We start from the raw sequence: 22,701 nt of genomic DNA, 5'->3' as shown, positions 1-22,701 counted from the left end.
GCACGCAGGAGGAATTCATGGCCGACAAGAGTGGACCCCAGGAAGGCGTCGAAGGCGTCGTCGAGGGCGTTAAGGGCAAGGCGAAGGAAGTCATCGGCGCCGTGACGGGCCGCGACGACGTCAAGCGCGAGGGCCAGGCCCAGCAGGACAAGGCCGACGCGCAGCGCGACGCTGCCAAGAAGGAAGCCGAAGCCGAGTCTGCTCGCGGTGGCGCCGAAGCCGCCGAGGAGCGCCAGAAGGCGAACCAGTAGCTTGTAGCCGAATGGGGCCCGGTCCGTAACGGACTGGGCCCCATTCGTTTTGGTCGAGAAATTATTGAGCTGAATCGCGGACCAGCCGCCCGATCGCCGATTCGTCCAAGTGCTCCAGCAAGTCACGGGCGTTCTCGAACACCTCGATCGCGCCGGCATCTCCGAGTTCGTCGCGGGATACGCCGCCGCTGAGCACTCCAATGCACGGCAGGTCGGCCCGGACGCATGCCTCGGCGTCCCAGATGGCATCGCCCAAGAAGACCGCGCGTTCGGCGGAAACTTCGGCGCGGTCCAGGGCGACCTGGATGATGTCCGGCTTCGGTTTCGCGGTGTCCACGTCGTCCGCCGACGTGATGGCGGCGACCAGGTCATCGCTGTCAAGGGTCTCGCGCAGCAGCTTCAGCTCGTCCTCAGGGGCTGAAGTGGCAAAGACGACTTTGAGCCCGAGTTCGGCGACCCGCTGTAGCAGTTCGCGTGCACCGGGAAGCGGCTGCAGCAGGTTGGCCGTCTCCTTGTAGTACTGGGAATGCAGATCTTTGAGGCGCTTCTGCCGGTCCTCGGGAGCGTCGTCGGACAACGTTTTCACCAGGGTGGACCCGTCCATCCCGATTGATCGATGGATGCGCCAGGCTTCCACCTCGATGCCTACCTCGGCGAATGCGCGCTGCCAGGCGTCGATGTGCAGATAGTTCGAGTCGACCAGGGTGCCGTCGATGTCGAAGAGCACCGCGGCATCGATGTTGTTGCCGGCCAACGGATCAGAAGAGGATTGCGATGGCGGCGAAGTCGGCCAGCAGCAATGCCAGGCCGACCAGCGGGACGATGTAACCGCGGCGGCGGAAGGCGGTGAAGAATGCCGCGATGATGGTCAGCCCCGCGATCACCGGGGCGCCATACAGCAGCACGCCGTACACCAAGCCGCTTGGGCCCAGTTCCGGGCACTGTGCACCAGTGCATGCGGCGAAGCTCATGGCCGCACCGACCGCGAAGATCGCGATGACCACTGCCGCCGGGATCGTCAGCAGCGACAAAACCCAGTTCACGACCGCTCGGCGGCCGCGGCTGTGATCGTGCGTGTGCGGTGGCTGAGCGGTCTGGTCAGGCACCGCCCGGGTAGCTTCTTGGCTGTGCAGGCTCATCGGTTTTGACTACCCATGTGGTCAGGACCGAAACATGGCCGGCAGTGCGCCGGCCGCGCCGCGCAGATCGGCGACGAACGCTTCGTAGTTCTCCTGCCGACGGTCACTTTGATCCCGCAGCAGCGACGAGGGATGGACCGTCGCCAGCACCAGCGGCTCCGGCTCAATCTCGAGGTCCAGCGCGGCCGGCAGGCGCAGCGGCTCACCCCGGTGCGCGGTGACACGAAAGGTGCTGCCCAGCAGCGACTGTGCGGCCGTCGCACCGAGGCACACGATGACCTGCGGGCGCAGCGCCTGGATTTCGGCGATCAGCCAGGGCTGGCAGGCGACGACCTCGATACGGCCCGGCTTCTGGTGAATCCGCCGCTTGCCCTGCCTTTTGAACTTGAAGTGCTTGACGGCGTTGGTCTGGTACGTCAGCGCCGGGTCCAGGTCGGCGTCCGACAGTGCGCGAACCAGGAGCCGGCCGGCGGGGCCGACGAACGGTTGGCCCTCCTGGTCTTCCCGGTCGCCGGGCTGCTCGCCCACCAGCATCACCGGCGCCTCGGCCTTACCGTGGCCGAACACGGTTTGGGTGGCATCCCGGTACAGCGTGCACCCTTGGCAGCCGCCGGCCGCGTGCTCCAGCGAGCTCAGCCCACGGTCCTCCGGCAGGTAGCGCTGCGCTCCCGGAACATCGTTGCGGTCAACGCCTTTGGGCACGGCGGTTTTGCTTCTTGATCGCTTCGACGAGTTCGGGCTTCGTCATCGTCGAGCGACCGTGCACATCGAGCCGCCGTGCGACCTCCAGCAGATGCTTCTTGCTGGCGTTGGCGTTGACGCCCTCCTCGGACGGCTCGGGGTTGTTCAGTCCACCGGCCTCGGCCCTCTTGTCCGAGGGGCCCTTCTCTTCCTTGGCTTCCCAGTGGTCGCCGACCTTCTCATAGCTGTGTTTGACGGCGGCGTAGGCGACCCGGTGCGCGCGCTCCTCGCTGCCGTACTGCTCGGCGGCCGCGTCATGCGCCTTGGCGAACGTCCGCTGCGCCTTGGCGCTGGATTTCCTTAGCGTGCTGGGCAATTCGTCTTTCTTCGCCGCGCCGCTCTTCGTCGTCTTCGGCATGACACCACCACCTCAACGTTCGGATGCTTGCTGCGCCATGGCATAGGCGAGCTGTAAAAAGTCGGCACCGGTGAGCACGGTGAAGGTGCCGGCGACCAGCCGGGTGAATCTGGGCACGAACACCAGCCCGATCACGAAACCGGTTGCCACCCACACATCCAGGCAGAACGGACAGGTCAGCAATTCACCCAGGCTGTGCCGAATTGCGCTGTCCTGTCGGGGTTCTTCCATCACCTCAGCCGGCCCGCCGGTCTCTTTGTACCTGGTGAACGGTGCGCGCAGCGGGCTGGTCACCGAATCCTTGCTCACGGTCCGGGAGAGTTTGTGCGTGCCCAAGGTCAGCAGGAGCAGGTCCTGCACCGTCCACTGGTTCGGCAATCTACGACCGGTTACCGCCGCCAGCACCGTCGTCACCGCCACCAGCACGGAGTAAACGCCAAGCACCACAACGTATCCGGCCAGCGGCCGGCCATTCTCGCCGCGATACTCGTCGGCTTCCTGTCGTGCCCGATCGGCCACGTCGTCCCTCACCTCTGCTAGCTCACTCATGATCACGACTCGTACGGCGGGTAGTTCAGCGTCTTGAGTGCCCGGGCCAGGTGGGCCGCATTGCGGGCCGCGGTCGCCGTCGTGGCGGCGATCTGTTCGGGCACCTCGTCCAAGTCGCTGTAATCGGTGGATCCCATGGCCTCCCCGTTCCAGTACGTGCAACCCTGCGCCGGAATGCTGAAGCCGATGTCGTTGAGCCCTTGGAATACGTCAGCGACCACCTTGTGGGCGCCGTCCTCGTTGCCCACCACGCTGACGATCCCGACCTTGCCGACCATCACGGGGATGCCGTCGTCGTCGGTGTTGGACAGCTCCGCGTCGAGGCGTTCCAGGACGCGCTGGGTCACGCTGGACGGGTGACCCAGCCAGATCGGCGTGCTGATCAGCAGGATGTCGGCATCCAGCACCTTGCGCCGAATGGTCGGCCATTGGTCGCCGTCGCCCATATCGTCCTCGACGCCGGGGGCGATGTTGTAATCCACGCACCGCACGTGTTCGCATTCCACGCCGTGTTTGGCCAGTTCAGCGGCGACGTGTTCGGCCATCAGGGCGCTGCTGGACTGATCCGGGCTGCCTTTGAGGCTGCAGACCAACGCAATCGCGCGCAGCGGAACCTCGGGCTGATCGACCATAGCGGGGGTCATACCCGGCATATAGCTTCGTAAACGGGGTAGCCCCCCGCCATGGACCAGTCGCAAGCACCGCTGCTGGACGCACTGCGGGACTATCACGCCAGCGACCGGTACGGTTTCACCCCGCCGGGTCACCGCCAGGGCGCCGGTGCCGACCCGCGGGTCCTGGCCGTGCTGGGCAGAGAACCGTTCCGCAACGACGTGCTCGCCAGCAATGGCCTGGACGACCGGAAATCCCGAAACAAATTCCTCTCCCGCGCCGAAGATTTGATGGCCGACGCCGTCGGCGCCGACACCGCATTCTTTTCCACCTGCGGCAGTTCGTTGTCGGTCAAGGCGGCGATGCTGGCGGTGGCCGGCGGCGACCGCGGCGGGCTGCTCGTCACGCGCGACAGCCACAAGTCGATCGTGGCCGGGCTGATCTTCTCCGGGGTGCAGCCGCGGTGGATCACCCCGCAGTGGGATCGCGAGCGGCATTTCTCCCATCCGCCCTCCCCCGAGCAGGTCGAGGACGCGTGGCAGCGGCACCCGGATGCGGCGGGTGCGCTCATCGTGAGCCCGAGCCCCTATGGCACTTGCGCGGACATCGGCGCGATCGCCGACATCTGCCACAAGCGCAACAAGCCGCTGATCGTGGATGAAGCCTGGGGCGCGCACCTGCCGTTTCACGAGGACCTGCCGACCTGGGCGATGGATGCCGGCGCGGACGTTTGCGTGGTGAGCGTGCACAAGATGGGCGCCGGATTCGAGCAGGGGTCGGTGTTCCATCTGCAGGGCGATCTTGTCGATCCGGTCCGGCTCTCGGCATGTGCGGACCTGTTGATGACGACGAGTCCGAACGTGATGGTCTACGCCGCACTCGATGGCTGGCGACGGCAGATGGTCGAGCATGGGCACGAATTGCTCACCGCCGAAATCGATCTCGCGACGTATCTGCGGGAGCGGTTGGGCGACATACCCGACCTGCAGGTGCTCGAAGACGAACTGCTGGGCGAGGAAGCGTCCTGCGACCTGGACACCACCCAGGTGTTGATGGACCTATCCGCCACTGGGACTTCGGGCTATCAGGCGGCGGACTGGCTGCGGGAGCACTGCGAACTCGACCTCGGCATGAGCGACCATCGGCGGATCCTGGCCACCATGTCGTTCGCCGACAACAAGCAGACGGCCGACCGGCTGGTGAACGCAATGACGCTGTGGCGCAAGGCCGCCGACGATTTCGACCGGCCGCCGCAGCTACACCTGCCGGCACCGGCGGAGCTGCAGCTGGAAACCGTTGCGCTGCCCCGAGATGCGTTCTTCGGGCCAACGGAGATGGTGCCGGCGGACAAGGCAGCCGGACGCATCGCCGCCGAGCAGATCACCCCGTATCCGCCGGGTATCCCGGCCGTCGTCCCCGGCGAACGTCTCAACGACGCGGTGATCGACTACCTGCGCTCCGGCGTGGACGCGGGCATGAACCTGCCGGACCCCGCCGACCCCACCGCGCATCAGTTCCGCGTGGTGGCCTGACCCCGCTTCAGCCGTTGTTCCCGTTCTTTGCGGCGTCCCGCAAGCTCCGGTTGGTGGACCGCAGATTGCTGTTGGCAGCGGACAATTCGGCATTGTGGTCTTCGAGGCTGAGGATGCGCGCGATCCCGGCCAGGTTCACGCCTTCCTCGACCAGGGCGCTGATCCGCTGCAACCGGGCCAGGTCGTTGGCGCTGTAACGCCGGGTGCCGCCGTCGCTGCGCGCGGGCGACAGCAACCCATGCCGTTCGTAGAGACGGAGCGTCTGCACGGCGACGCCGGAGAGCTCGGCCGCTACCGAGATCCCGTAGACGCCGTGATCCGACGGCGGAGCGCCGGAGTTGTCGAGACGATCGGTCAATGCCTGGCCCCCTCTTGGTCTTACAGAAAACCTGTTTATCACAGCTTGCGATGTTCTGTCGATAGTGCTATAAGAAATCTATGTCGTGCGACACAGATTAACTACCACTAACGACAGCACATTGGAGGAAGAGGTGACGGCCATGCTGATGCGTACCGACCCGTTCCGTGACCTGGATCGTTTCGCCGAGCAAGTACTGGGAACCGCCGCCCGACCGGCAGTCATGCCAATGGACGCGTGGCGTGAAGGTGAACGATTCGTGGTCGAGTTCGATCTCCCTGGTATCGACGCCGACTCGCTGGACATCGACATCGAGCGCAATGTGGTGACCGTGCGCGCCGAGCGCCCCAAGGTCGACCCCAACCGCGAGATGCTCGCCACCGAGCGACCGCGCGGGGTGTTCAGCCGCCAGTTGGTACTCGGGGACAACCTCGACACCGAACGAATCGAGGCTTCCTACCGGGAAGGCGTGCTGAGCCTGCGGATCCCGGTGGCCGAGAAGGCCAAGCCACGCAAGATCACCGTTGAACGCGGCGGCACCAACGGGTCCACCCACAAGGCGATCAACGAGAACGAGACCCGACGGGAGGTGATAAACGCCTGATCAGCGACTCGAGAGGCAGCGGCCGCGGCGGCTTGCGGCCGCTGATCTCTCATTTGTCAGCAATTTTCTACAGGAGGTAGGCGATGGCCTGGGATCTTGATGGCCAGTCCGCCGCCGTCGAACAGGCGTTGGCCGGCGGCGCCCCGCAAGGGGTGGGTTGGTTCCGATTCCATTTCGCCGACCAACGGTGGGAATGGTCCGAGCAGGTGCAGCGCATGCACGGGTACAAGCCCGGAAGCGTCACCCCCACAACCGAATTGGTGCTCTCCCACAAACATCCCGATGACCGTGGCCAGGTTGCGGCCACCATCGACGAGATTCTGCACACTCACAAGGCCTTCAGCACCCGTCATCGGATCATCGACACCAAAGGCAAGGTGCACCACGTCGTGGTCATCGGTGACCGGCTCTGTGACGATCACGGTGCCGTGATCGGGACGCAGGGGTTCTACGTCGACGTGACACCGATTTCCGACCAGGTGCACCAGGAACAGGTCACCGAGAGGCTGACCGAAATCGCGGCGAATCGGGCCGGCATCGAACAAGCCAAGGGCATGCTGATGCTGGTCTACGGGATCGACGCCGACGCCGCGTTCAACCTGCTGAAGTGGCTGTCACAGGAAGCCAACGTCAAGCTACGCCCGCTGGCCGAGCAGATTGCCCAGGACTTCTGCGGGGTCACCGGCGCCATCACCGCGCAATCCCAATTCGATCAGGCGCTGTTGACCGCGCACAGCCGCGTCGGCAAGGCCGGCAAGGTCGGCAACAGGGACGGCCGCCGGGCGAACAGCAAGCGTTAGCTCGACGTGCCCTCGGTGTCGTCGAAGAACGACCATTCGCCGTCGTGCTTGACCTCCATCCGCCAACCCAACTCGGCGTTGTCGGCGGCAGAGTCGACAAACCACGCATGGGCATCGTCGGCGCTTTCGATCTCCTTGGTGGCGACAACATTGCCTTTGGGGTCGATAACTCTGTACTCAGCCATACCACCCAGGTTTCCCAGGACAGCGGTTTTCAATCGTGGGACGCCCGCGCGACGATCACCGGCATGCGGGCCGAATGCACGACCGCGTTGCTCACCGAACCCAGCAGCATGCTGGACAGCGCCCCGCGCCCGTGGCTGCCGACCACCACCAGCTGAGCCGACTCCGAACGCGCGACCAGTTGGCGCGCCGGCCGATCACAGACCACGACGCGTCGCACGGTGACGTCGGGATAGCGTTCCTGCCAGCCCGCCAGCCGCTCGGCCAGACTCAATTCGGCTTCGGTTTTGACGTTGTCCCAGTCCAGCCCGGGCAGTTCGACCAGCTCCTGGTCGCTCCACGCGTGCAGCGCGATCAGCTCTACTCCGCGACGCGAGGCCTCGTCGAAGGCGACCGCCGTCGCCAATTCCGAAGCCGGCGAACCGTCAATACCCAGCAGCACCGGCGCCCGCAGCGGCTCCGGCATCAGCGGGTCCTCGTCGTGGATGACGGCGACGGGACAACCCGCGTGCCGCACCACGCTGGAGCTGACCGAACCGAGCAACAGCCGCGCCACGGCGCCCCGCCCGGATGATCCCACCACCAAAAGCTGGGCGTCCTTGGACATTTCGACGATGGTGGACACCGGAGTGGCATACACCAGTTCACTGTGGATGGTGAGTTTCCGGTCGCTCAGGGCCGCCTCCCGGGCGATCTTGACCGACTCGGTCAGGACCTTGCGGCCCTGGTCTTCCTGCCACAGTGCCCAGGTGTCGGGGTACGGCATCGGCGGCCAGGTCGCCACATCGGTGTTCACCACGTGGACCAGAGTCAGCGGAAGGTTTCGCAGCTCGGCAGACCGCGTCGCCCACACCACGGCGGCGTTGGATGCGGGTGAGCCGTCGACCCCGACGAGAACACCGAGACTTTTCGCGTTTTCTGATGCGGTGTCACTCATGTCGTGTTCCTCCTAGCGGTTTTCGGGGCGGTGATTGGAGCTTTCGTTGGCCGGCATCCCGGCCACCATAGGGGTGTCGACACCGATTCGGCCGACGGTGGACGCCCCGCCGGGTGTCCCCAGCGGTGCGTCCCGGCCGGGCAGTACCTGTTCGAAGAAAGCGGCATTGTCGGCGAGATGCGCCAGTTCGTCCTCGGGCAGGTCGCCTTCCCAGTAGATGGCCTCGACGCGGCACGCAAGTTTGCAGGCACCACAGTCGACGCACTCGTCGGGGTTGATGTACATGCTGCGGGCACCCTCGTAGATGCAGTCCACCGGGCACTCCTGCATGCAGGACTTCTCAACTACGTCAACGCATTCCTTGCCGATCACATAGGTCATGAGTCTCATGATCCGAGATGCCGGGCGTCGATCGCGCCGGTCGAAAGCCCTTACCGGAAAGGACCAAAGGCCTTTTTCGGCGGGAGTTCTGTTGTCAGGAGCGGACCACGACCACCGGAATCTTCGCCGAGTGCACCACGACGGAACTGACCGATCCCAGCAGCATGGCGTCGAAGCCCCCGCGGCCACGGCTGCCCACGACCACCAGCTGGGCCCGTTCGGCGGCGTCCAGCAGCCACTTTGCCGGCGTATCGCAGACCAGTGAGCGCTGCACATGGACGTCCGGATAACGCTCCTGCCAGCCCGCCAGGCGTTCGGCGAGCACTTCCTGGCCTTCGCTTTCGCGGTCATGCCAATCCATGCCGAGCACCGGGAACACCCCCACATCGCTCCAGGCGTGCAGCGCGACCAGATCGACGCCCCGGCGGGAGGCCTCGTCGAAGGCGAACGCGGTCGCGGCTTCCGACACCGGTGATCCGTCGATCCCCACCAGGACGGGAGCGGCGGGATCGGGCCCGGCGCCGTCATCCGAATGGATCACTGCCACTGGACAATTGGCGTGCTGGGCCAGCGACGAGCTCACCGAACCCAGCAGCATCCGCCCCAGCGCGCCCAGGCCCTGGCTGCCGACGACTACCATCTGGGCCTCTGCCGATGCCTCGATCAGGGTAGGCACCGCGTTGGCGTAGACGGTCTCGGCGTGCACCTGCGTCTCGCTGGAACCGGCTTTGGCCGCGGTTTCCCGGGCTTGGGCGATGACCCGCTCTGCGTTGTCTTTCTGCCAGTCGGGCATGTCCTCGTAGAGCCTGCCCGCCGGCCAGCCGACCACCACCGGGGTGACCGCGTGCAGCAGGTTGAGCGGCACGTGGCGCAGGGCGGCCTCGCGGGCCGCCCAGGCGACCGCCCGGTCCGATTCCGCGGATCCGTCGATGCCGACCAGGATCCCGTACTTCGTCGCTTCACCTGACATGCAGCGATCCTACGAGACCGGGTGCTTGGCGGTCAGGGCCGTTGGACCCTAATCGCCGGGCGGTGACATGTGGAGTCTTGCCCACCTTGGAGCGACAAACGTCGTTGCGCTGCAGGGGAACTCGGCGGAAGGCGGGCGAACGCGGCTGGTCAGGCGGTGCCACCGTCCCGCAAGCCCTGCAGCGTGGTCAGGACGCCCGCGACGGTGGCGCCCGTCAACCTGTCCCGTTCGCCGATGTGGTTGAGCAGGACTTTCAGGTCCAGCATCTGCTGCAGGTAGACCAGGCACGGAGGGCAGTCCGCGAGGTGCTTGTCGACGACCGCGCCCCACTGCTCCGGGTCCGACTGGACCAGCTCGTCGACCAGCAGGACGAACTCGACACAGTCGATCGCCGGAACGGTGTTGTCGGAGACGGTCATTGTCGATACCGCCTTTCCAGCTCGTTTCTGAGGTTTCCGCGGGCGCGATACAGCAGGGCCCGCTGCGCATCGGCGGACAGTTCCAGGATCTCGGCGGCCTCTTCCGACGACGTTCCGACCAGGTCCCGCAGGATGATCAACTGGCGCTGGCGCACCGGCAGCTTGTCCACCGCCGCGCGCACGTATTCCACCAATTCCCTTGCCACGGTTTGATCTTCGGGCAGAAAACGCCGGGACGGCGGCACACTCCAGTGACCGGCATCGGGGTGGCCGGGCGGATGCATCCGGCCCGACAGCGGATCGGCATCCTCGGTGGCCAGCACCTCGTGCCGGCGGATCCGCACCTCGCGCCGCCGGTGCCGGGACGCGGTGTGCTTGACGATCCCGAACAACCAAGTGGCCACCGAGGAGCGTCCCTCGAACGTCTCGGCGGACTTGAGCACCTGCAGCCACGCCTCCTGCACGGCCTCCTCGGCCACCGCCGGCGAGCTCACGATGGTACGGGCGAACTTCACCATCGGCAGGTGATAGTCACGCACCAAGCTGGCCAGCGGAATACCACCGACCGAATGCTCGGGTTCCACGCCCTCGAGCGGCGCCACCGCCGGAGTCACGCCTGCGACGCCCGCCCCAATTCCCACCGCAATTGGGCCTCCGACGGCGACTGCACCGGGATGAACGCGGCCTCGCGGTAGCGGCGGCTGGCCGGCGTCTTGCTCGCGTAGCCCTTCCCGCCAGCCGTGCGGATCTCCAGAGCCGCACTGGCACTGGCGATTTCAGCCGCGCCCAGGCGCAAGGACAGCAGATCCTTCTTGCCGGGCGGTCGTTGTCCCCCGACCGAACGGGCGGCGCTGGCCAGCGCGGTTTCCACCGCCGCCAGCCGACGAGCCACCGCTTCGAGCTCGTCGGCGAACACCGCGTTCACACCGGTCAGTCCACTTCTGGCGTGCTGCACCGCCGTCTGGGCCAAACCGACGCACATCGCCGACTGCAGCACCAGGAAGGTGGGCCGGACGGCACCCAAGAACTCCTCGAAGTCGGTGGTCAGGATTTGCTCGTCGGGGACGAATGCGTCCTGCAGGTTCAGAAACGACGACGCGGTGCTGTCCATGGCGAGCAGTTTGAAGTGATCGCCCACCTTGACCCCCGGGGCGCTCAGCGGCAGGGCGAGGATGACCTTGTGCCCCTCGTCGGTGCGTGCCGCGGTGACCAGCAACGAGTCCTCATGCAGGTTGCTGGCCCACCGGATCGGTCCGCTGACCTGGTAGCCGCCGTCCACCCGGGCAGCGGCGAGCTCCAGTTCGCCGCAACCGGCCAGTTCCTTGAAGGCCGCCGCCATCCCGGTGACACCCAACGACGTGCCGGCCAGCAGCGGCTGGGCGGCGGCCGAGCTGAATCCGGTCGCAGCCGTCAGCAGATACTCGATTGTCATCCGGTTGGCCCACACCGAGAACCCAGTGCTCATACACTCCCCGGAGATCAACCGGATCACCTCGGCCATCTGCGGGAGGCCGCCGTCGCCGTTGCCGGGCGCTCCCAAGCCGAGCAGACCGGCCTCGCCCAGGCTGGCAAAGCTGCGCCGCGTCGTGTTCTCGCCGCGGTCCAGCGCGCCTGCGTGTTCGCGGATGTCGGCCAGCAAATCCGAGTCGACGAGACTCACCGCGGCGTCGATCGTCGTGGTTGGGGTCACCGTGCTATCCCTAGCCGATGCTGAGCGCTGAGTCGACCGTTACGGGACGCCTGAATGTATTCACAACGGGCGACCAGGCGATCGCGTTGTCGTGAATCTCCTGCAGGGTCGCGTCGTCGGCGTCGCCGGCCAGAGTCACCTTGCAGCGGATGTCGGTGAAGCCCAGGACCTTGCCGTCGGGAGTGTCACCGACCCCCCACACCGCCGAGATGTCGATGTCACCCTCCATCTCGACCTCGATCTTGGTCAGCTTGACGCCGCGGTGCGTGGCGTTGGCCAGCAGACCGACCGAGATGCACGATCCGAGCGCCGCCAGGCAGGTCTCGGACGGGTTGGGGGCGGAGTCGTCGCCCAGCAGCGCGGGCGGCTCGCCGACCAGCATCGGCGACAGGTCACGCACGTAGGTCATGTTGCGGAAGCCGGACTCACTGACCGTTTTGGCCTTCAGCGTCTTCTTGCCGGTGGTGGGGTCGGCCTTGGCGTTACACGACAGGCGGTCGAGGCCCTCAGCATCGATGACGAGCGCGTCGGTCATGGACGTCCTCCAATTCTCCAGGCGAATGGGTGTTCTGAGGAGTTGGTGACCGGTGCCGCCGCGAATGTGACGGTGATGTACGCCACTCTTATTGAGCAGGCAGCGTCACAAAATCGATCAGCTCTTCGACCCGTCCGATCAGCGCGGGTTCCAGGTCGTTCCAGTCGCGGACCGCGGACCTGATGCGTTGCCACGCGCGGGCGATGTCGGCCTGGTCGGCGTGCGGCCAACCCAGCGCCTGACACACACCGTGTTTCCACTCGATGTGTCGCGGCACCCGCGGCCAGGCCTGCAGGCCGAGCCGCTGCGGTTTGACGGCTTGCCAGATGTCCACGTACGGGTGACCGACGATCAGCGTGTCGGCGCCGCCGAGTCCCCGCCGTACCGCCTCGGCGATCCGCGATTCTTTGGACCCGGCGACGAGGTGGTCGACCAGCACGCCCAGCCGGCACCCCGGGCCGGGCCGGAATTTCTCGACGATGCCGACCAGGTCGTCGACACCCCCGAGGTACTCGACCACGACCCCTTCGAGCTTCAGGTCTTCGCCCCAGACCTGAGCGATGAGTTCGGCGTCGTGGCGTCCCTCGACGTAGATGCGGCTGGCGCGGGCGACCCGGGCCCGCGCACCGGGCACCGCCACCGAGCCGGACGCGGTCCGGGCCGGTGTAGCGGGCGTCGCGCGGCGCGGCGGGGTGAGAATGGCGGGCTCGCCGTCCAGCAGGTATCCCGGCCCCAGTGGGAAACCGCGAGTTTTGCCGTGCCGGTCTTCGAGGTCCACGCGCCCGTATTCGACGCGCACGACGGCGCCCACATACCCGGTCTGCGCGTCCTCGACGACCATGCCGATCTCGACGGGGTGCTCGACCGAGCGGGGTTTGCGTCGCCCTCCCCCGGCCAGCACGTCGGTTCCATAGCGATCAATCACCCGGCAATCGTTCTCACCGAGCGTGCATTTCACGACGGGACACGCCGCGTCGGCGTCGTAAAGTTCACTCTCGCAGGCGACTGGAACGCGTGAATGATCGAGATGACCACCACGAACGACACTGCGCCGCGGATCAACGGCATGCTGCTGTGGTCTTGCTGTATTGCTACCGGGGCAGCGTGAGGGTTGCGCCGCGGAGGCGGTCGGGGTCCGCGGTGATGTCGATCGTGTGGATCAGGTCATCGGGGCCGAACTCGATGCGCAGCAGGATCTGCAGCCGGCCGGCGGCCGCGATCGCGACGCCGGGTGCCCCGTCGATCAGCACGACCGCACCGGCCGCCGCGCGTTGCGCGAAAGTGCGGGTCTCCTCGGCGATCTGGTGCGCTCCGCGCACCTCGGCCGACACGGTCTCGGGCACCACAGTGCGGTCGACCCTGCGCACCGCGTCCGGCGCCAGTAGGCGCAGCAGGGTGTCGATGTCGCCGCCGCGCGAGGCCGCCAGGAACGCCTCGACGAGCTTGACGTGCTCGGCGGTCCGCCCGGTGCGCGCGGTGGCGACCGGACGCACCCGCTCGCGTGCGCGGCTGGCCAGTTTCTTCGCCGCGGCCGGTGACCGGTCCAGCAGGTCGCCGATCGTCTCGAACGGCACCGCAAACACGTCGTGCAGCACGAAGGCCACCCGTTGCGCCGGTGAGAGCCGCTCGGAAACCACCAGCAGCGCCCGGCTCACCGAATCGGCCAGCAGGGCGTCGTCGTCGGCGGCCGGCGCGGCGAACCGCTCCGCGTCAGCGTCGGTCAGCGGCCGCTCGGGCCGTCGCTTGCGCGCCCGCAGCTGGTCGAGAGCCTCCCGTGCGGTGATGGTGGTGAACCACCCGGTCAGATTCTCGATGGGTTGACCGGCGGCGTCCGCGCGGCTGGCTTTCAGCCACGCGGACTGGACCGCATCCTCGGCGTCGGGGGCGGAGCCGAGCAGGTGGAAGGCCACCGACTTGAGGTGGCGACGGTCGGCGTCGAAGCGTTGCGCGAGGTCCGTTCGGTCCACCAGGTCACCTTTCCGGCACAGCGATCGTCAGTGAAAGTGAGCCACTTGATCGTCCGAGCAAGAAGGAGTGAACAGCATTATGACCCCGTCGATGAATTTCGCCTATCTGGCGGTCGTGACCACCACCGCCACCCTTACCGCCGGAGTCGCCCTGCCCGACTTGGTGCCCGCCCAGTTCGTGCTGGCCAATTCGGCCCGCGTGGGAGTGCCGCGGTCCTGGTTGCCGACACTTGCCGTGCTGAAATTCGCCGGTGCCGGCGGTTTGGTCGTCGGCCTGCTCGGCCTGCCCGGAATAGGGATCGCTGCCGCCGTGGGGCTGGTGTTGTACTTCGTCGGCGCCGTCGCGGCGCACGTGCGCGCGCGGGTGTTCGACAACATCGCGTTCCCGGGCGCCTATCTGGCCCTGTCGGTCGCGTCCCTGATGCTCATGGTGTGGCATTACCGACATGGTGGCTGACGGACCGATCAGGCTGGGAAGTAACGGATTTCGTTGATCTGATCGCCGCGGCGAGTCACGTCGGCGAACAGGATGCCGCGGCCCTGGTCGGAGGCGACCGATGCGACGACTGCCGGTCCCGCGCCGATCACCTTGCCGGTGCTCGCCGAGCGCAACCGGTCGCTGAGTTCGGCGAGGTCCAGCGGATCGTCGTCGCCCAAAGTTATTGGGCCCGTTGAGGACAACGCGGCCACCGCGGCCGACTTGTCACCGCGGGCGACCGCCGTCAGGAAATCCTCGACCAGCTTCTTGTGCCGGGTCCCGGCCCGGCGGAAGCCGGTCATGAAGCCGACGGTGCCGCGCGGCCCCTGGTTGCCGAGCAGTCCCCGGGCCAGGCCGAGCCCGGGTGACAGCGCACGTGGCCCGGTCTTGAGGAATTGCAACATCATTGCCGGCAACTCCCAGTAGGCCCGCAGGTGGGCGACCTTCCATTCGCCGTCGACGTCGCGCAGGTCGTAGCGCAGGAACGCCGGTATGTGCATGGTGACCCCGGCGCCCATGCCCACCTCCAGTTGGAGGTCGCGCAGCACGGCGGGCCCGTGCACGATGTCCAGGTCGCGATGGAACTTGATGTCGCGCGGACCGATGAAAGTGTCGTAGAACCGGTAGATCTCGTCGTGTCCGACGTGCGGGCTCGACCCCACCGGATCCTCGACGCGCGCGTCGTCGGTGAAGACCGCGACCCATGCGGTGCGGTCGTGCACGGATACCGCCTGCGGTGAGCGCTCAACGGCGGCGAGCAGGGCGTCCCGATTCGATGTCGTCATGAGCTATTTCCGATCAGTGCGATGTTGGCGGCTTGCATGTGCGTGAGTGCCTGGGCCGTCGAGTCCGGTGACACACCGGCGGTGAGGTCCAGCAGGACCCTGGTGGCCAGGCCGTTGCGGGCCGCGGCCCGCGCCGTGTGCAGGACGCAGTGATCGGTGGCGATGCCGACGACGTCCACCTCGTCGATGTCGCGGTGCCGCAGCCAATCCAGCAGCGGCGTCCCGTCGTCGTCGACGCCTTCCAAGCCGTTGTAACCCGCGCTGTAGGCGCCCTTGCGGAAGACCGCCTCGATGGGTGCGGTGTCGAGATCGCGGTCGAAGTCGGCGCCGCGACTGCCCGCCCGGCAGTGCGGCGGCCACGACGCGCGGTAGTCCGGGTCGTCGGAGAAATGGTCGCCGGGATCGATGTGGAAGTCCTTGGTCGCCACGATGTGCTGGTAGCCGGGCCGCCCGACCAGGTAGTCGTTGATCGAGCGGGCCACGGCGTGCCCGCCCGTGACCGGCAGCGCACCGCCTTCACAGAAATCTATCTGCACGTCGACGATGATCAACGCCCGCACGTCGTACACCCTATCGCCGCGGGCACCCAACCGGCGGATACCGGGTTTGTGCCCCCGCCGGCCGGGGAACACAGCGCCCATGTTGATCCGCAGAATCGCCCGACCCATGTTGTCCGCAGTGTTCATCGGCCAGGGAGTGGACGCGCTGCTGAACCCGAAACCCGCAGCTCAAGCCGCACAACCGACGGTGAGCGGCCTGCAGGCGCTGCCGGAGTCGGTGAGTGGCAGCATTCCCGCGGACGCCGAGACCTTCGCTCAGATCAACGCGGCCGTCCAGATCGGCGGCGGGGTGCTGCTGGCCGCCGGCCGCCTGCCCCGGGTGGCCTCGGCCGCGCTGGCGCTGACCGTGATCCCGGGCAACCTTGGCGCGCATATGTTTTGGACCGAAACTGACCCGGAGCGCAAGGCCGAGAAGCGGCGCGCGTTCCTGGCCGACATCAGCCTGCTGGGCGGGTTGATCATCGCGGCCGCCGACACGGCGGGCAAACCGTCGCTGGGGTGGCGCGGCAGGCGCGCGGCCGAGCGGCTCTCCGAGCGGGTGTCCGGCGCGCTGCCGGGTTCGAGTGACACCCTGCTGGACTCCGAGCTGGGCGAAAAGATCGTGCACGGCCTGCAGGTCGGCGCCGAGCGCAGCCGGGAACTGGCCAGCACGGCCGCCGAGAAGAGCGCACCGTACGCCGAGGCGGCGCTCGAGCGGGGCCGCGAACTCGCCAGCACCGCGGCCGAGAAGAGCGCACCGTACGCCGAGGCGGCCCTGGAGCGGGGCCGTGAGCTCGCCAGCACCGCGGCCGAGAAGAGCGCGCCGTACGCCAAGAAGGCCCGCAAGCGCGGCGAGGAACTGGCCAGCACCGCCGCCGAGCGCGGCGCCCCCTACGCCAAGGCCGCGCGCAAGCGCAGCAAGAAGTTGGCCGATACCGCTCAGGCCCGCAGCCTGGAGCTGGCCGAGACGGCGCGGTACCGGGGCAGCGAATTGGCCGATCGTGCGGCGGCGCGCAGCAGCGAGCTCGCCGACCTGGCCGCGGCCCGCAGCAGCGAGCTCGCCGCCCTGGCCGCCGCCCGCGGCACCGATCTCGCCTACACCGCCCGCGGGCGCCTCGACGACCAGCTGGGCGACCTCAAGAGCCGTCGCAAGCGCTGGGGTCGTTAGCCAGAAAGACGTCGATGACGGCCGCGACATCGCGGCCCTCGTCGGACAGGTCGACCACGACGCCTCGTTCGTCGGCGCCGAGCCGCTCCAGCGTGTCGAATTGCGATCGCAGCAGCGTGGGCGGCATGAAGTGGCCGGTTCTGTCGGCCATCCTGCGTTCGATGAGTTCGGGCGTGCCGTCCAGATGCAGGAATCGGACGCGGTCACAGTGGCCGCGCAATTGGTCCCGGTAGGCGCGTTTGAGCGCCGAGCAGCACATCACTCCGCCGTCGCGGTGCTCGGCCAGCCACGCGCCGACCCGGTCCAGCCAAGGGCGGCGGTCGGCGTCGGTGAGCGCCGCACCGGCGGCCATCTTGTCGATGTTGGCCTGTGGATGCAGCCGGTCGGCGTCTTCGAACGGGACTCCCAACCGGCGCGCCAGGGCCGCACCTACGGTGGATTTGCCTGAGCCAGAAACGCCCATCACGACGACGGGCGGCCTGGCCGGGCTCACCGCGGCTGCCCGCCCTGGCTGCGGTTCCATTCCATCCAGCCCGCGCCGGTGCGACCGTCCGCGGTGGTGACGGTGACCCAGGCCCGGGGGAATTGGCTTTCCCGGCCGTCGACGGCGGTCAGCAGCACCGGCGCATGCGCGTGGATGTCGACCTGCGCGGTGATGCCGACCGGCGCCAGCTCCAGCGTCTGGCTTTCCGGTAACCCGTTGTCGCCGAAAGCTTCCCGCACTGCCACCTGGGTCAGCTCGGTCATGTTTCCGTCGGCGGCCTGCGCGTACCCGACGCTGATCGCCGGGGTGTTCGGGATCTGTATGCGCACGCCGTGCAGGTGGGTGCCGTCGTCGAGGTGCAGCGCGCTCCACATCCAGTCCATGCTCCACCAGTCGCGCACTCCCCAGGAGTGATCGCGCTGCCCAGGCACCGAGTTGATCTGGTAGCGAGCATGTTTGACGGTGACGGTGCCCGAAACGGTGCACGGGATCTCATAGCGGGTGGTCAACCGGTACTGATACGGGCTGCCGTCGGTGGTCCACAGCAGGTTCATCGCGATCTCGACGGGCTCCCCCGGTTCGCCGCGCAGCAGCGCCGACGGATCCGCATAGGACTGGCCCAGCCCGCGCAGTTCGACGCGGTAGCTGCCGAGGGCGTCGGTGGCGGAGTGCTCGAGTTCGATGCCGTCGGTCTTCACCAGCCACGGATCGTCGGGCAGCGGCACCTGGTAGTCGACCGCGATGGTCGGCAGATCGGGTCCGCACAGCAGTGCGTGGATCCAGGCCGTCTGCTGGTTGGGGATCAGCCCGAGCCGGAACCAGCCACCCAAACCCTCTGCGGCGTCGGCGAAGTCGGCGTACCAGCTTTCGCTCCACAACGGTTCGTCGGTGGCGGGGTGGGACAGTTCGTCCTCGGGCGCGGGCCGCAGCGGTTCGGGCGCCGCCGCGGCGGGCAGCAGCGCCAGGCCGTCGGTGTCCAGGACGTGTTCGCAGTGCCGTTGCAGCATCGTCATGAACAGTCGGTCACCGCGCTCGGTGCGCTCGACGAGCATCGACGACACGATCGCCATCGTCACACCGAAGAATCCCTGCCGACGCACACCGTCGCGCACCTCGGCGAGGCTGAGTGGTGCGTCCGGGCCGAGCGCCTGATGGTAGGCCCCCAGCAGCGCGTCATAGTGTTCGCGACGGTCCTGCACCGGCAGCGCGCATCCCAGGAAGTACGCCAGGTCGGTGAGCGCCGGGCCCCAGGAGACGGTTTGCCAGTCGACCACCGTGAGCGTCCGGCTGCCCTCGCTCGTCCCGAAAAGCAGGTTGTCCAACCGGAAGTCGCCGTGCACCAGGCCGCGGATGCCGTCGTGCGCGGCCTGCTGGGCAACATAGCCGTCGAAGGAGCTGACCAGACTTTCGCAGACCGCGCGGTGCTCGGGGGCGATCTGGTCGCCGTAACGCTCGACGAATCCCGCGTACAACGGCGTGATCATCGCCTGACTCAGTGGTGACGCCCGGTTGAGCCACGGCGCGTCGGCCAGCGCGGTGTCACCCAGCAGCGGGCCGTGCAGCCGTCCCAGCTCGGTCACCGCCAGCAAGGCCTGTTCGGTTGTGGCGCCGCTGATTTCGTCGCCGACGACGGCCTGGCCGGCGTCGCCGAGCAACAGGTCGAAGACGCCGGTGGCGACGTCGATCGCGGCGTGGTAGCAGGGTGCGATCGCCCCGCCCAGGCGCGGCGCGATGTCGTGATAGAAGCGGACCTCGCGCTCATACAGGCCCAGCGCCAGCCCCGTCTGGCGGCTTACCGGGTCCGTCGCGGCGACCTTCAACACCACCGACGGAGGGCCGGCAGCCGCACCGTCGGTGTAGCTGAGCCCGATGCGGTAGCACTCGCTCATCTGCCCGGTGCCGATGCGCTCGACGGTGAAGTCGGCAACGGTACCGGCACGCACGGTAGCGGTCAGCCAGTCCGGAGTGAGGTCGCCGGGGCGTTCGATCGCATGGTCGGTGTCTTCTCCGGTCTGCGGGGCCATGAGCCCCAGCGTGCCAGGTCAGCGTGCGAGGGAGAAACCGTCCCAGGCCAACCGGCGGTGCCGGTGCGGGTCGTACTCGACGCGGGTCTTGCGGTCGATCACCAGCACGGCGCGGTCGGAGTGGGTGTACACCGGCCAGTCGTCGCCGGGTACGCCGTGCCGGCTGAAGGCCCGCCAACGCCGTTGCACCTGGTTACTGACCCGCAGCGCCGCGCGCCGGTCGGCTCCCGCGGTCAGCAGCGCCCCGAACCGGGTGCGGTAGATGTCGAACACCGCGAACAGTTCCGTGGCATGCGTGGCGCCGAAGCCCGACCACCGAAGCGTCCGCGGGGCGAAGTCATAGCGGTAGAGGTAGGTGGGTGCGTGAGCGCCGTGTGCCTCGGCGATCTGCCAGGCCGCGGAGCTGAACGCGAAGTCGCCGCCCAGCTGGATGCACGCCGACGGGTGCGGGTACTTCGGGTACGCGGCGGTGATCCGTTCGCGGACTTCCGGTTCCAGTTCGCCCAGCAGCTCTTCGACCATCGCCTTATTGGTCGGCAACATGCCCAGGAAGCGGGTGAACAGCCGGCCCTCTTCGGCGTTGGTTCCGACGATCAGCGGCACCCGGTGGGCCTGGCCGGTGCGCATCGCCTCCACCGGGTCGACCGGGACGACGTCGTCGCCGAACACCGGGCCGATCGGGAAGGCGCCCAGCCGCTGCTGCATGCCCTGATCGATCAGCCGGTGCTGGGTGTCCACCAGTTGGGCCGCCGACACCCGCATGACGGTGCTGGCGGCATCCTGCGTGCGGGCGCCGAGCAGGTGGGCGAAGCGCCTCGCGAACTCGGCGGCCACATCCTGCGAACGCGTCATCCCCGCCGCCGGGCTCTCCGAGATCGCCCGGTGGAACAGTCCCGCGGCGGCGGGCACCGCGAGCAGGGTGGCGGTGATGTGGGCGCCGGCGCTTTCGCCGAAAATGGTGACGTTGTCGGGGTCCCCGCCGAAGTGGGCGATGTTGTCCCGCACCCAGCGCAGCGCCAGGACCAGATCGCGCAGGTAGAGGTTGCTGTCGATGGTGTGGTCCGGGGTCGACAGGGCGGACAGGTCCAGGCACCCGAGCGCGCCCAACCGGTAGTTGACCGACACGTACACGCAGCCGCGCCGGGCCAGGGCGGCACCGTCGTAGATCGGCGTGGCCGAGCTACCCAGGATGTAGCCGCCGCCGTGGATGAACACCATCACCGGCAGCGGTTCGGACGCCCCGCCCTCGGGCGTGACCACGTTGAGGGTCAGGCAGTCCTCGCTCATCGGCTGGTACCGGCCGCCCAGACCCGATAGGCCGAGCAGGGTGTAGCGGCGCTGCTGGGGCGCACAGTTGCCGAATCCGTGGCAGTGCCGCACCCCTGACCAGGGTCGGGCAGGCTGCGGCGCGCGGTAGCGCAGCGGCCCGACCGGCGGCCGCGCGTAGGGGATCGAGCGCCAGCGGTTCACGCCGTCGCGGGTGAATCCTTCGACGGTGCCGGCGGTGGTTCGGGCGCGGACGATGCGCTCGTGCATAAATTGACGGTAGCGGACGCGTCCCGGGCGCGCCGTGCGCAGCGCCCAATTCCGTTGTCGGGCGGTTAACCTGTCGTGATGCGGATTGCCGCGCTGGTCGCCGTCTCGGTGCTGGTTGCCGCCTGCTCACACACCGTGGACGGCGGCCCGGCGTCGACGCAGACGGCCCCGCGCACCACCACGGCGACCGCGGCCACCGGGACGCCGCCACCGGCCGGTGCGGCGCCGGCCGCCGGGTCGCCGATCGCCGCCGTCATCGCCTGGATCGAAGCCGGCCGTCCCGCCGATCCGGCCCGCTACCGGCTGGGCGCCGACACCGCGTTCAGCGCTCCGGGCAACAAGACCCGCTGCACGACGGACACCGCGCACACTCCCGGTGGCCTGTCCTGCCTGGTGCAGCTCGCCAGCCCACCGCCCCGGCCGGAAACGGCGTATGGCGAGTGGAAGCCAGGATGGGTCGATTTCGATGGCACCAACCTGTGGGTGGGTGCTGCGCGGGCCGATCCGGGACCGTTCCTGGCCGGCACCGGGACCGAGCTGACCATTGGGGACTCGTTGTCCTTCAACGACTACCGCTGCCGGGCGGATCAGGCCGGGGTGTTCTGCGTGAATTACGCGCGGCAGTCCGCGGCCCGTTTCGGCGCCGCCGGTGTGCAGCCGTACGGATGCCTGCGGTCGGTGCCACCGCCGGACGGCGTCGGCATCGCGTTCAACTGCTCATGATGACGGCGAACAGTTCACTCATCTCGTCCGCGGGACCACTCGGCACGGTGTAGCCGGTTTCGTCGCGGATCTCGTCGAGGTGGTCCCGCACGTCCTCGACGGACAGCGTGGGACGGTGGACGCCTCGGGTCCGGCCGATGAAGAAGCGGGCGACGTGCCCCGCGCCGACGGTGTAGATCTCGCCGGACACCCGGCAATCCCGGTGCGTCAGGTATGCCGCCACGGGAGCGACCAGGCCGGGGTCCAGCTTGCGAAGATACTGTCCGACAAGGTCGTCCATGACGGCCTGCGCGGCCGGGTCGTCCAGCGCGCCGGCGCCCTCGATCGAGTGCGTCAGCATCCGGGTCAGCGCGATCGGCGCGATGGCGTTGACCTTGATGCCGTCGCGGGCCCCTTCGGCGGCCAGCACCCTTGTGAAGCCGACCAATCCCGTCTTGGCCGCCCCGTAGTTGCTCATGTTCTCCGCGCCCAGGAGTCCGGCGGCCGAGCAGGTGTTGAGCACCCGACCGTAGCGTTGCCGCCGCATCGCCTTCCAGGCCGGCCTGGTCACGTTGAAGGCGCCGGTGAGGTGCACGTCCACCAGCGGCTGCAGGCGGGCTGGCGTCATGTCCTCGAACAATGCGTCGCCGACGATTCCGGCGTTGTTGATCAGGATGTCCACCCGCCCCCAGGTGTCCAGGGCGGTGTCGATGATCGCCTGTCCCCCTTCGGGACTGGTGACGCTGTGCGTGTCGGCGACGGCCTGGCCGCCGCGCCGGTTGATTTCGGCAGCGACGTCATGCGCCGGCGCGGGGCAGTTGCCCTTGCCGGTCACCGATCCACCGATGTCGTTGACGACGACGCGCGCGCCGCGTGCGGCCAGCAGTAACGCGTACTGTTCGCCCAGGCCGCCGCCGGCACCGGTGATGACCGCGACCTGATCGTCGAAGCGCATGTCC

At 67.9% G+C, this 22,701-nt stretch carries 30 protein-coding genes; 7 read left to right on the top strand and 23 right to left on the bottom strand.

Going from position 1 to position 22,701, the window contains the following annotated elements:
* Positions 1 to 17: 17 nt before the first annotated feature.
* Positions 18 to 251: a microaggregate-binding protein 1 gene (mbp1, locus tag A9X01_RS06255; protein ID WP_036359787.1), complete on the top strand. Its 234-nt coding sequence runs from the start codon at positions 18 to 20 to the stop codon at positions 249 to 251.
* A 61-nt stretch (positions 252 to 312) separates the two neighbouring features.
* Here mbp1 and A9X01_RS06250 read toward each other — a convergent pair whose 3' ends face one another.
* The 6 genes from A9X01_RS06250 to A9X01_RS06225 are packed head-to-tail and all read right to left on the bottom strand — an operon-like array spanning position 313 to position 3,670.
* Positions 313 to 1,005 (bottom strand): HAD family hydrolase, encoded by a 693-nt coding sequence (locus A9X01_RS06250; RefSeq protein ID WP_065119917.1) that lies wholly within the window; start codon positions 1,003 to 1,005, stop codon positions 313 to 315.
* A 4-nt stretch (positions 1,006 to 1,009) separates the two neighbouring features.
* Positions 1,010 to 1,390: a hypothetical protein gene (locus A9X01_RS06245; RefSeq protein ID WP_253848972.1), complete on the bottom strand. Its 381-nt coding sequence runs from the start codon at positions 1,388 to 1,390 to the stop codon at positions 1,010 to 1,012.
* A 21-nt stretch (positions 1,391 to 1,411) separates the two neighbouring features.
* Positions 1,412 to 2,092, bottom strand: coding sequence for a UdgX family uracil-DNA binding protein (locus A9X01_RS06240; protein WP_065119916.1), 681 nt, complete (start codon positions 2,090 to 2,092; stop codon positions 1,412 to 1,414).
* A complete protein-coding gene (locus tag A9X01_RS06235; protein WP_065119915.1) occupies positions 2,076 to 2,489 on the bottom strand; it encodes a ChaB family protein in 414 nt (137 codons plus the stop codon). The genes A9X01_RS06240 and A9X01_RS06235 overlap by 17 nt, the downstream gene beginning before the upstream one ends.
* A gap of 12 nt (positions 2,490 to 2,501) precedes the next feature.
* Positions 2,502 to 3,038 carry a DUF1360 domain-containing protein gene (locus tag A9X01_RS06230; RefSeq protein WP_065119914.1) on the bottom strand — a complete coding sequence of 179 codons (537 nt, stop codon included), beginning with the start codon at positions 3,036 to 3,038 and terminating at the stop codon, positions 2,502 to 2,504.
* 2 nt (positions 3,039 to 3,040) lie between these two features.
* Complete coding sequence (locus A9X01_RS06225; RefSeq protein WP_155771955.1) at positions 3,041 to 3,670, bottom strand: flavodoxin family protein; 630 nt, start codon at positions 3,668 to 3,670, stop codon at positions 3,041 to 3,043.
* A 51-nt stretch (positions 3,671 to 3,721) separates the two neighbouring features.
* Here A9X01_RS06225 and A9X01_RS06220 point away from each other — a divergent pair, with 51 nt between their 5' ends.
* A complete protein-coding gene (locus A9X01_RS06220) occupies positions 3,722 to 5,182 on the top strand; it encodes an aminotransferase class I/II-fold pyridoxal phosphate-dependent enzyme (protein WP_065119912.1) in 1,461 nt (486 codons plus the stop codon).
* A 7-nt stretch (positions 5,183 to 5,189) separates the two neighbouring features.
* Here the strand turns inward: A9X01_RS06220 and A9X01_RS06215 are convergent, their stop codons facing one another.
* Positions 5,190 to 5,540 carry a MerR family transcriptional regulator gene (locus A9X01_RS06215; protein WP_036361069.1) on the bottom strand — a complete coding sequence of 117 codons (351 nt, stop codon included), beginning with the start codon at positions 5,538 to 5,540 and terminating at the stop codon, positions 5,190 to 5,192.
* Between the two features lie 142 nt (positions 5,541 to 5,682).
* On the opposite strand from A9X01_RS06215, the gene A9X01_RS06210 reads away from it, so the two are divergent.
* Both A9X01_RS06210 and A9X01_RS06205 read left to right on the top strand, forming a co-directional pair.
* Positions 5,683 to 6,144, top strand: a complete 462-nt coding sequence (locus tag A9X01_RS06210; RefSeq protein WP_065119929.1) for an Hsp20/alpha crystallin family protein — start codon at positions 5,683 to 5,685, stop codon at positions 6,142 to 6,144.
* Between the two features lie 83 nt (positions 6,145 to 6,227).
* A complete protein-coding gene (locus A9X01_RS06205; RefSeq protein ID WP_065119911.1) occupies positions 6,228 to 6,944 on the top strand; it encodes a PAS and ANTAR domain-containing protein in 717 nt (238 codons plus the stop codon).
* Here the strand turns inward: A9X01_RS06205 and A9X01_RS06200 are convergent.
* From A9X01_RS06200 to A9X01_RS06155, 10 genes are all read right to left on the bottom strand, one after another.
* Entirely contained in the window at positions 6,941 to 7,129 is a 189-nt protein-coding gene (locus A9X01_RS06200) for a hypothetical protein (RefSeq protein WP_065033840.1), read from the bottom strand. The two genes, A9X01_RS06205 and A9X01_RS06200, sit on opposite strands and share 4 nt — an antisense overlap.
* A gap of 29 nt (positions 7,130 to 7,158) precedes the next feature.
* Complete coding sequence (locus A9X01_RS06195) at positions 7,159 to 8,064, bottom strand: universal stress protein (RefSeq protein WP_065119910.1); 906 nt, start codon at positions 8,062 to 8,064, stop codon at positions 7,159 to 7,161.
* A gap of 12 nt (positions 8,065 to 8,076) precedes the next feature.
* Positions 8,077 to 8,445, bottom strand: coding sequence for a ferredoxin (gene fdxA / locus A9X01_RS06190; protein ID WP_065119909.1), 369 nt, complete (start codon positions 8,443 to 8,445; stop codon positions 8,077 to 8,079).
* A 94-nt stretch (positions 8,446 to 8,539) separates the two neighbouring features.
* Positions 8,540 to 9,415, bottom strand: a complete 876-nt coding sequence (locus A9X01_RS06185) for a universal stress protein (protein ID WP_065119908.1) — start codon at positions 9,413 to 9,415, stop codon at positions 8,540 to 8,542.
* Between the two features lie 149 nt (positions 9,416 to 9,564).
* The gene (locus A9X01_RS06180) at positions 9,565 to 9,834 is read right to left on the bottom strand and encodes a hypothetical protein (protein ID WP_065119907.1); all 270 of its coding nucleotides are present in this window, start codon (positions 9,832 to 9,834) and stop codon (positions 9,565 to 9,567) included.
* Positions 9,831 to 10,448: an RNA polymerase sigma factor gene (locus A9X01_RS06175; protein ID WP_065119906.1), complete on the bottom strand. Its 618-nt coding sequence runs from the start codon at positions 10,446 to 10,448 to the stop codon at positions 9,831 to 9,833. Before A9X01_RS06175 ends, A9X01_RS06180 begins: the two co-directional genes overlap by 4 nt.
* Positions 10,445 to 11,524: an acyl-CoA dehydrogenase family protein gene (locus A9X01_RS06170; protein ID WP_065119905.1), complete on the bottom strand. Its 1,080-nt coding sequence runs from the start codon at positions 11,522 to 11,524 to the stop codon at positions 10,445 to 10,447. Before A9X01_RS06170 ends, A9X01_RS06175 begins: the two co-directional genes overlap by 4 nt.
* A 10-nt stretch (positions 11,525 to 11,534) precedes the next feature.
* On the bottom strand, positions 11,535 to 12,059 hold the full coding sequence (locus A9X01_RS06165; protein ID WP_065119904.1) for an OsmC family protein: 525 nt from the start codon (positions 12,057 to 12,059) through the stop codon (positions 11,535 to 11,537).
* A gap of 88 nt (positions 12,060 to 12,147) precedes the next feature.
* Entirely contained in the window at positions 12,148 to 12,984 is an 837-nt protein-coding gene (locus tag A9X01_RS06160) for a DUF3097 domain-containing protein (RefSeq protein ID WP_065119928.1), read from the bottom strand.
* Between the two features lie 166 nt (positions 12,985 to 13,150).
* Positions 13,151 to 14,026 carry a sigma-70 family RNA polymerase sigma factor gene (locus A9X01_RS06155; protein ID WP_253848971.1) on the bottom strand — a complete coding sequence of 292 codons (876 nt, stop codon included), beginning with the start codon at positions 14,024 to 14,026 and terminating at the stop codon, positions 13,151 to 13,153.
* Between the two features lie 91 nt (positions 14,027 to 14,117).
* Between A9X01_RS06155 and A9X01_RS06150 the strand changes: the two genes are divergently transcribed.
* Positions 14,118 to 14,483 carry a DoxX family protein gene (locus A9X01_RS06150; RefSeq protein ID WP_065119927.1) on the top strand — a complete coding sequence of 122 codons (366 nt, stop codon included), beginning with the start codon at positions 14,118 to 14,120 and terminating at the stop codon, positions 14,481 to 14,483.
* 8 nt (positions 14,484 to 14,491) lie between these two features.
* Here the strand turns inward: A9X01_RS06150 and A9X01_RS06145 are convergent, their stop codons facing one another.
* Both A9X01_RS06145 and A9X01_RS06140 read right to left on the bottom strand, forming a co-directional pair.
* Positions 14,492 to 15,289 (bottom strand): nuclear transport factor 2 family protein, encoded by a 798-nt coding sequence (locus A9X01_RS06145; RefSeq protein WP_065119902.1) that lies wholly within the window; start codon positions 15,287 to 15,289, stop codon positions 14,492 to 14,494.
* Complete coding sequence (locus tag A9X01_RS06140; RefSeq protein ID WP_065119926.1) at positions 15,286 to 15,849, bottom strand: isochorismatase family protein; 564 nt, start codon at positions 15,847 to 15,849, stop codon at positions 15,286 to 15,288. Before A9X01_RS06140 ends, A9X01_RS06145 begins: the two co-directional genes overlap by 4 nt.
* Before the next feature lie 79 nt (positions 15,850 to 15,928).
* Here A9X01_RS06140 and A9X01_RS06135 point away from each other — a divergent pair, with 79 nt between their 5' ends.
* Positions 15,929 to 16,996, top strand: coding sequence for a DoxX family protein (locus A9X01_RS06135; RefSeq protein WP_065119901.1), 1,068 nt, complete (start codon positions 15,929 to 15,931; stop codon positions 16,994 to 16,996).
* On the opposite strand, the gene A9X01_RS06130 is transcribed toward A9X01_RS06135, so the two are convergent.
* Genes A9X01_RS06130 through A9X01_RS06120 form a run of 3 tightly spaced genes read right to left on the bottom strand, consistent with a single transcriptional unit; the run spans position 16,965 to position 21,040 of the window.
* Positions 16,965 to 17,519, bottom strand: coding sequence for a gluconokinase (locus tag A9X01_RS06130; protein WP_065119900.1), 555 nt, complete (start codon positions 17,517 to 17,519; stop codon positions 16,965 to 16,967). The genes A9X01_RS06135 and A9X01_RS06130 overlap by 32 nt on opposite strands.
* On the bottom strand, positions 17,486 to 19,504 hold the full coding sequence (locus tag A9X01_RS06125) for a DUF7064 domain-containing protein (RefSeq protein ID WP_065119899.1): 2,019 nt from the start codon (positions 19,502 to 19,504) through the stop codon (positions 17,486 to 17,488). The genes A9X01_RS06130 and A9X01_RS06125 overlap by 34 nt, the downstream gene beginning before the upstream one ends.
* An 18-nt stretch (positions 19,505 to 19,522) precedes the next feature.
* A complete protein-coding gene (locus tag A9X01_RS06120) occupies positions 19,523 to 21,040 on the bottom strand; it encodes a carboxylesterase/lipase family protein (protein ID WP_065119898.1) in 1,518 nt (505 codons plus the stop codon).
* Positions 21,041 to 21,118: 78 nt separating this feature from the next.
* Here A9X01_RS06120 and A9X01_RS06115 point away from each other — a divergent pair, with 78 nt between their 5' ends.
* The gene (locus A9X01_RS06115) at positions 21,119 to 21,763 is read left to right on the top strand and encodes a hypothetical protein (RefSeq protein WP_065119897.1); all 645 of its coding nucleotides are present in this window, start codon (positions 21,119 to 21,121) and stop codon (positions 21,761 to 21,763) included.
* On the opposite strand, the gene A9X01_RS06110 is transcribed toward A9X01_RS06115, so the two are convergent.
* Positions 21,750 to 22,697, bottom strand: coding sequence for an SDR family NAD(P)-dependent oxidoreductase (locus A9X01_RS06110; protein ID WP_065119925.1), 948 nt, complete (start codon positions 22,695 to 22,697; stop codon positions 21,750 to 21,752). The genes A9X01_RS06115 and A9X01_RS06110 overlap by 14 nt on opposite strands.
* Positions 22,698 to 22,701 lie beyond the last annotated feature (4 nt).

The organism is Mycobacterium asiaticum (assembly GCF_001668675.1).
Classification (GTDB): domain Bacteria; phylum Actinomycetota; class Actinomycetes; order Mycobacteriales; family Mycobacteriaceae; genus Mycobacterium; species Mycobacterium asiaticum_D.
The sequence above is the reverse complement of the archived record's forward strand: the minus strand, read 5'-3'. Positions and strand labels throughout refer to the sequence as shown.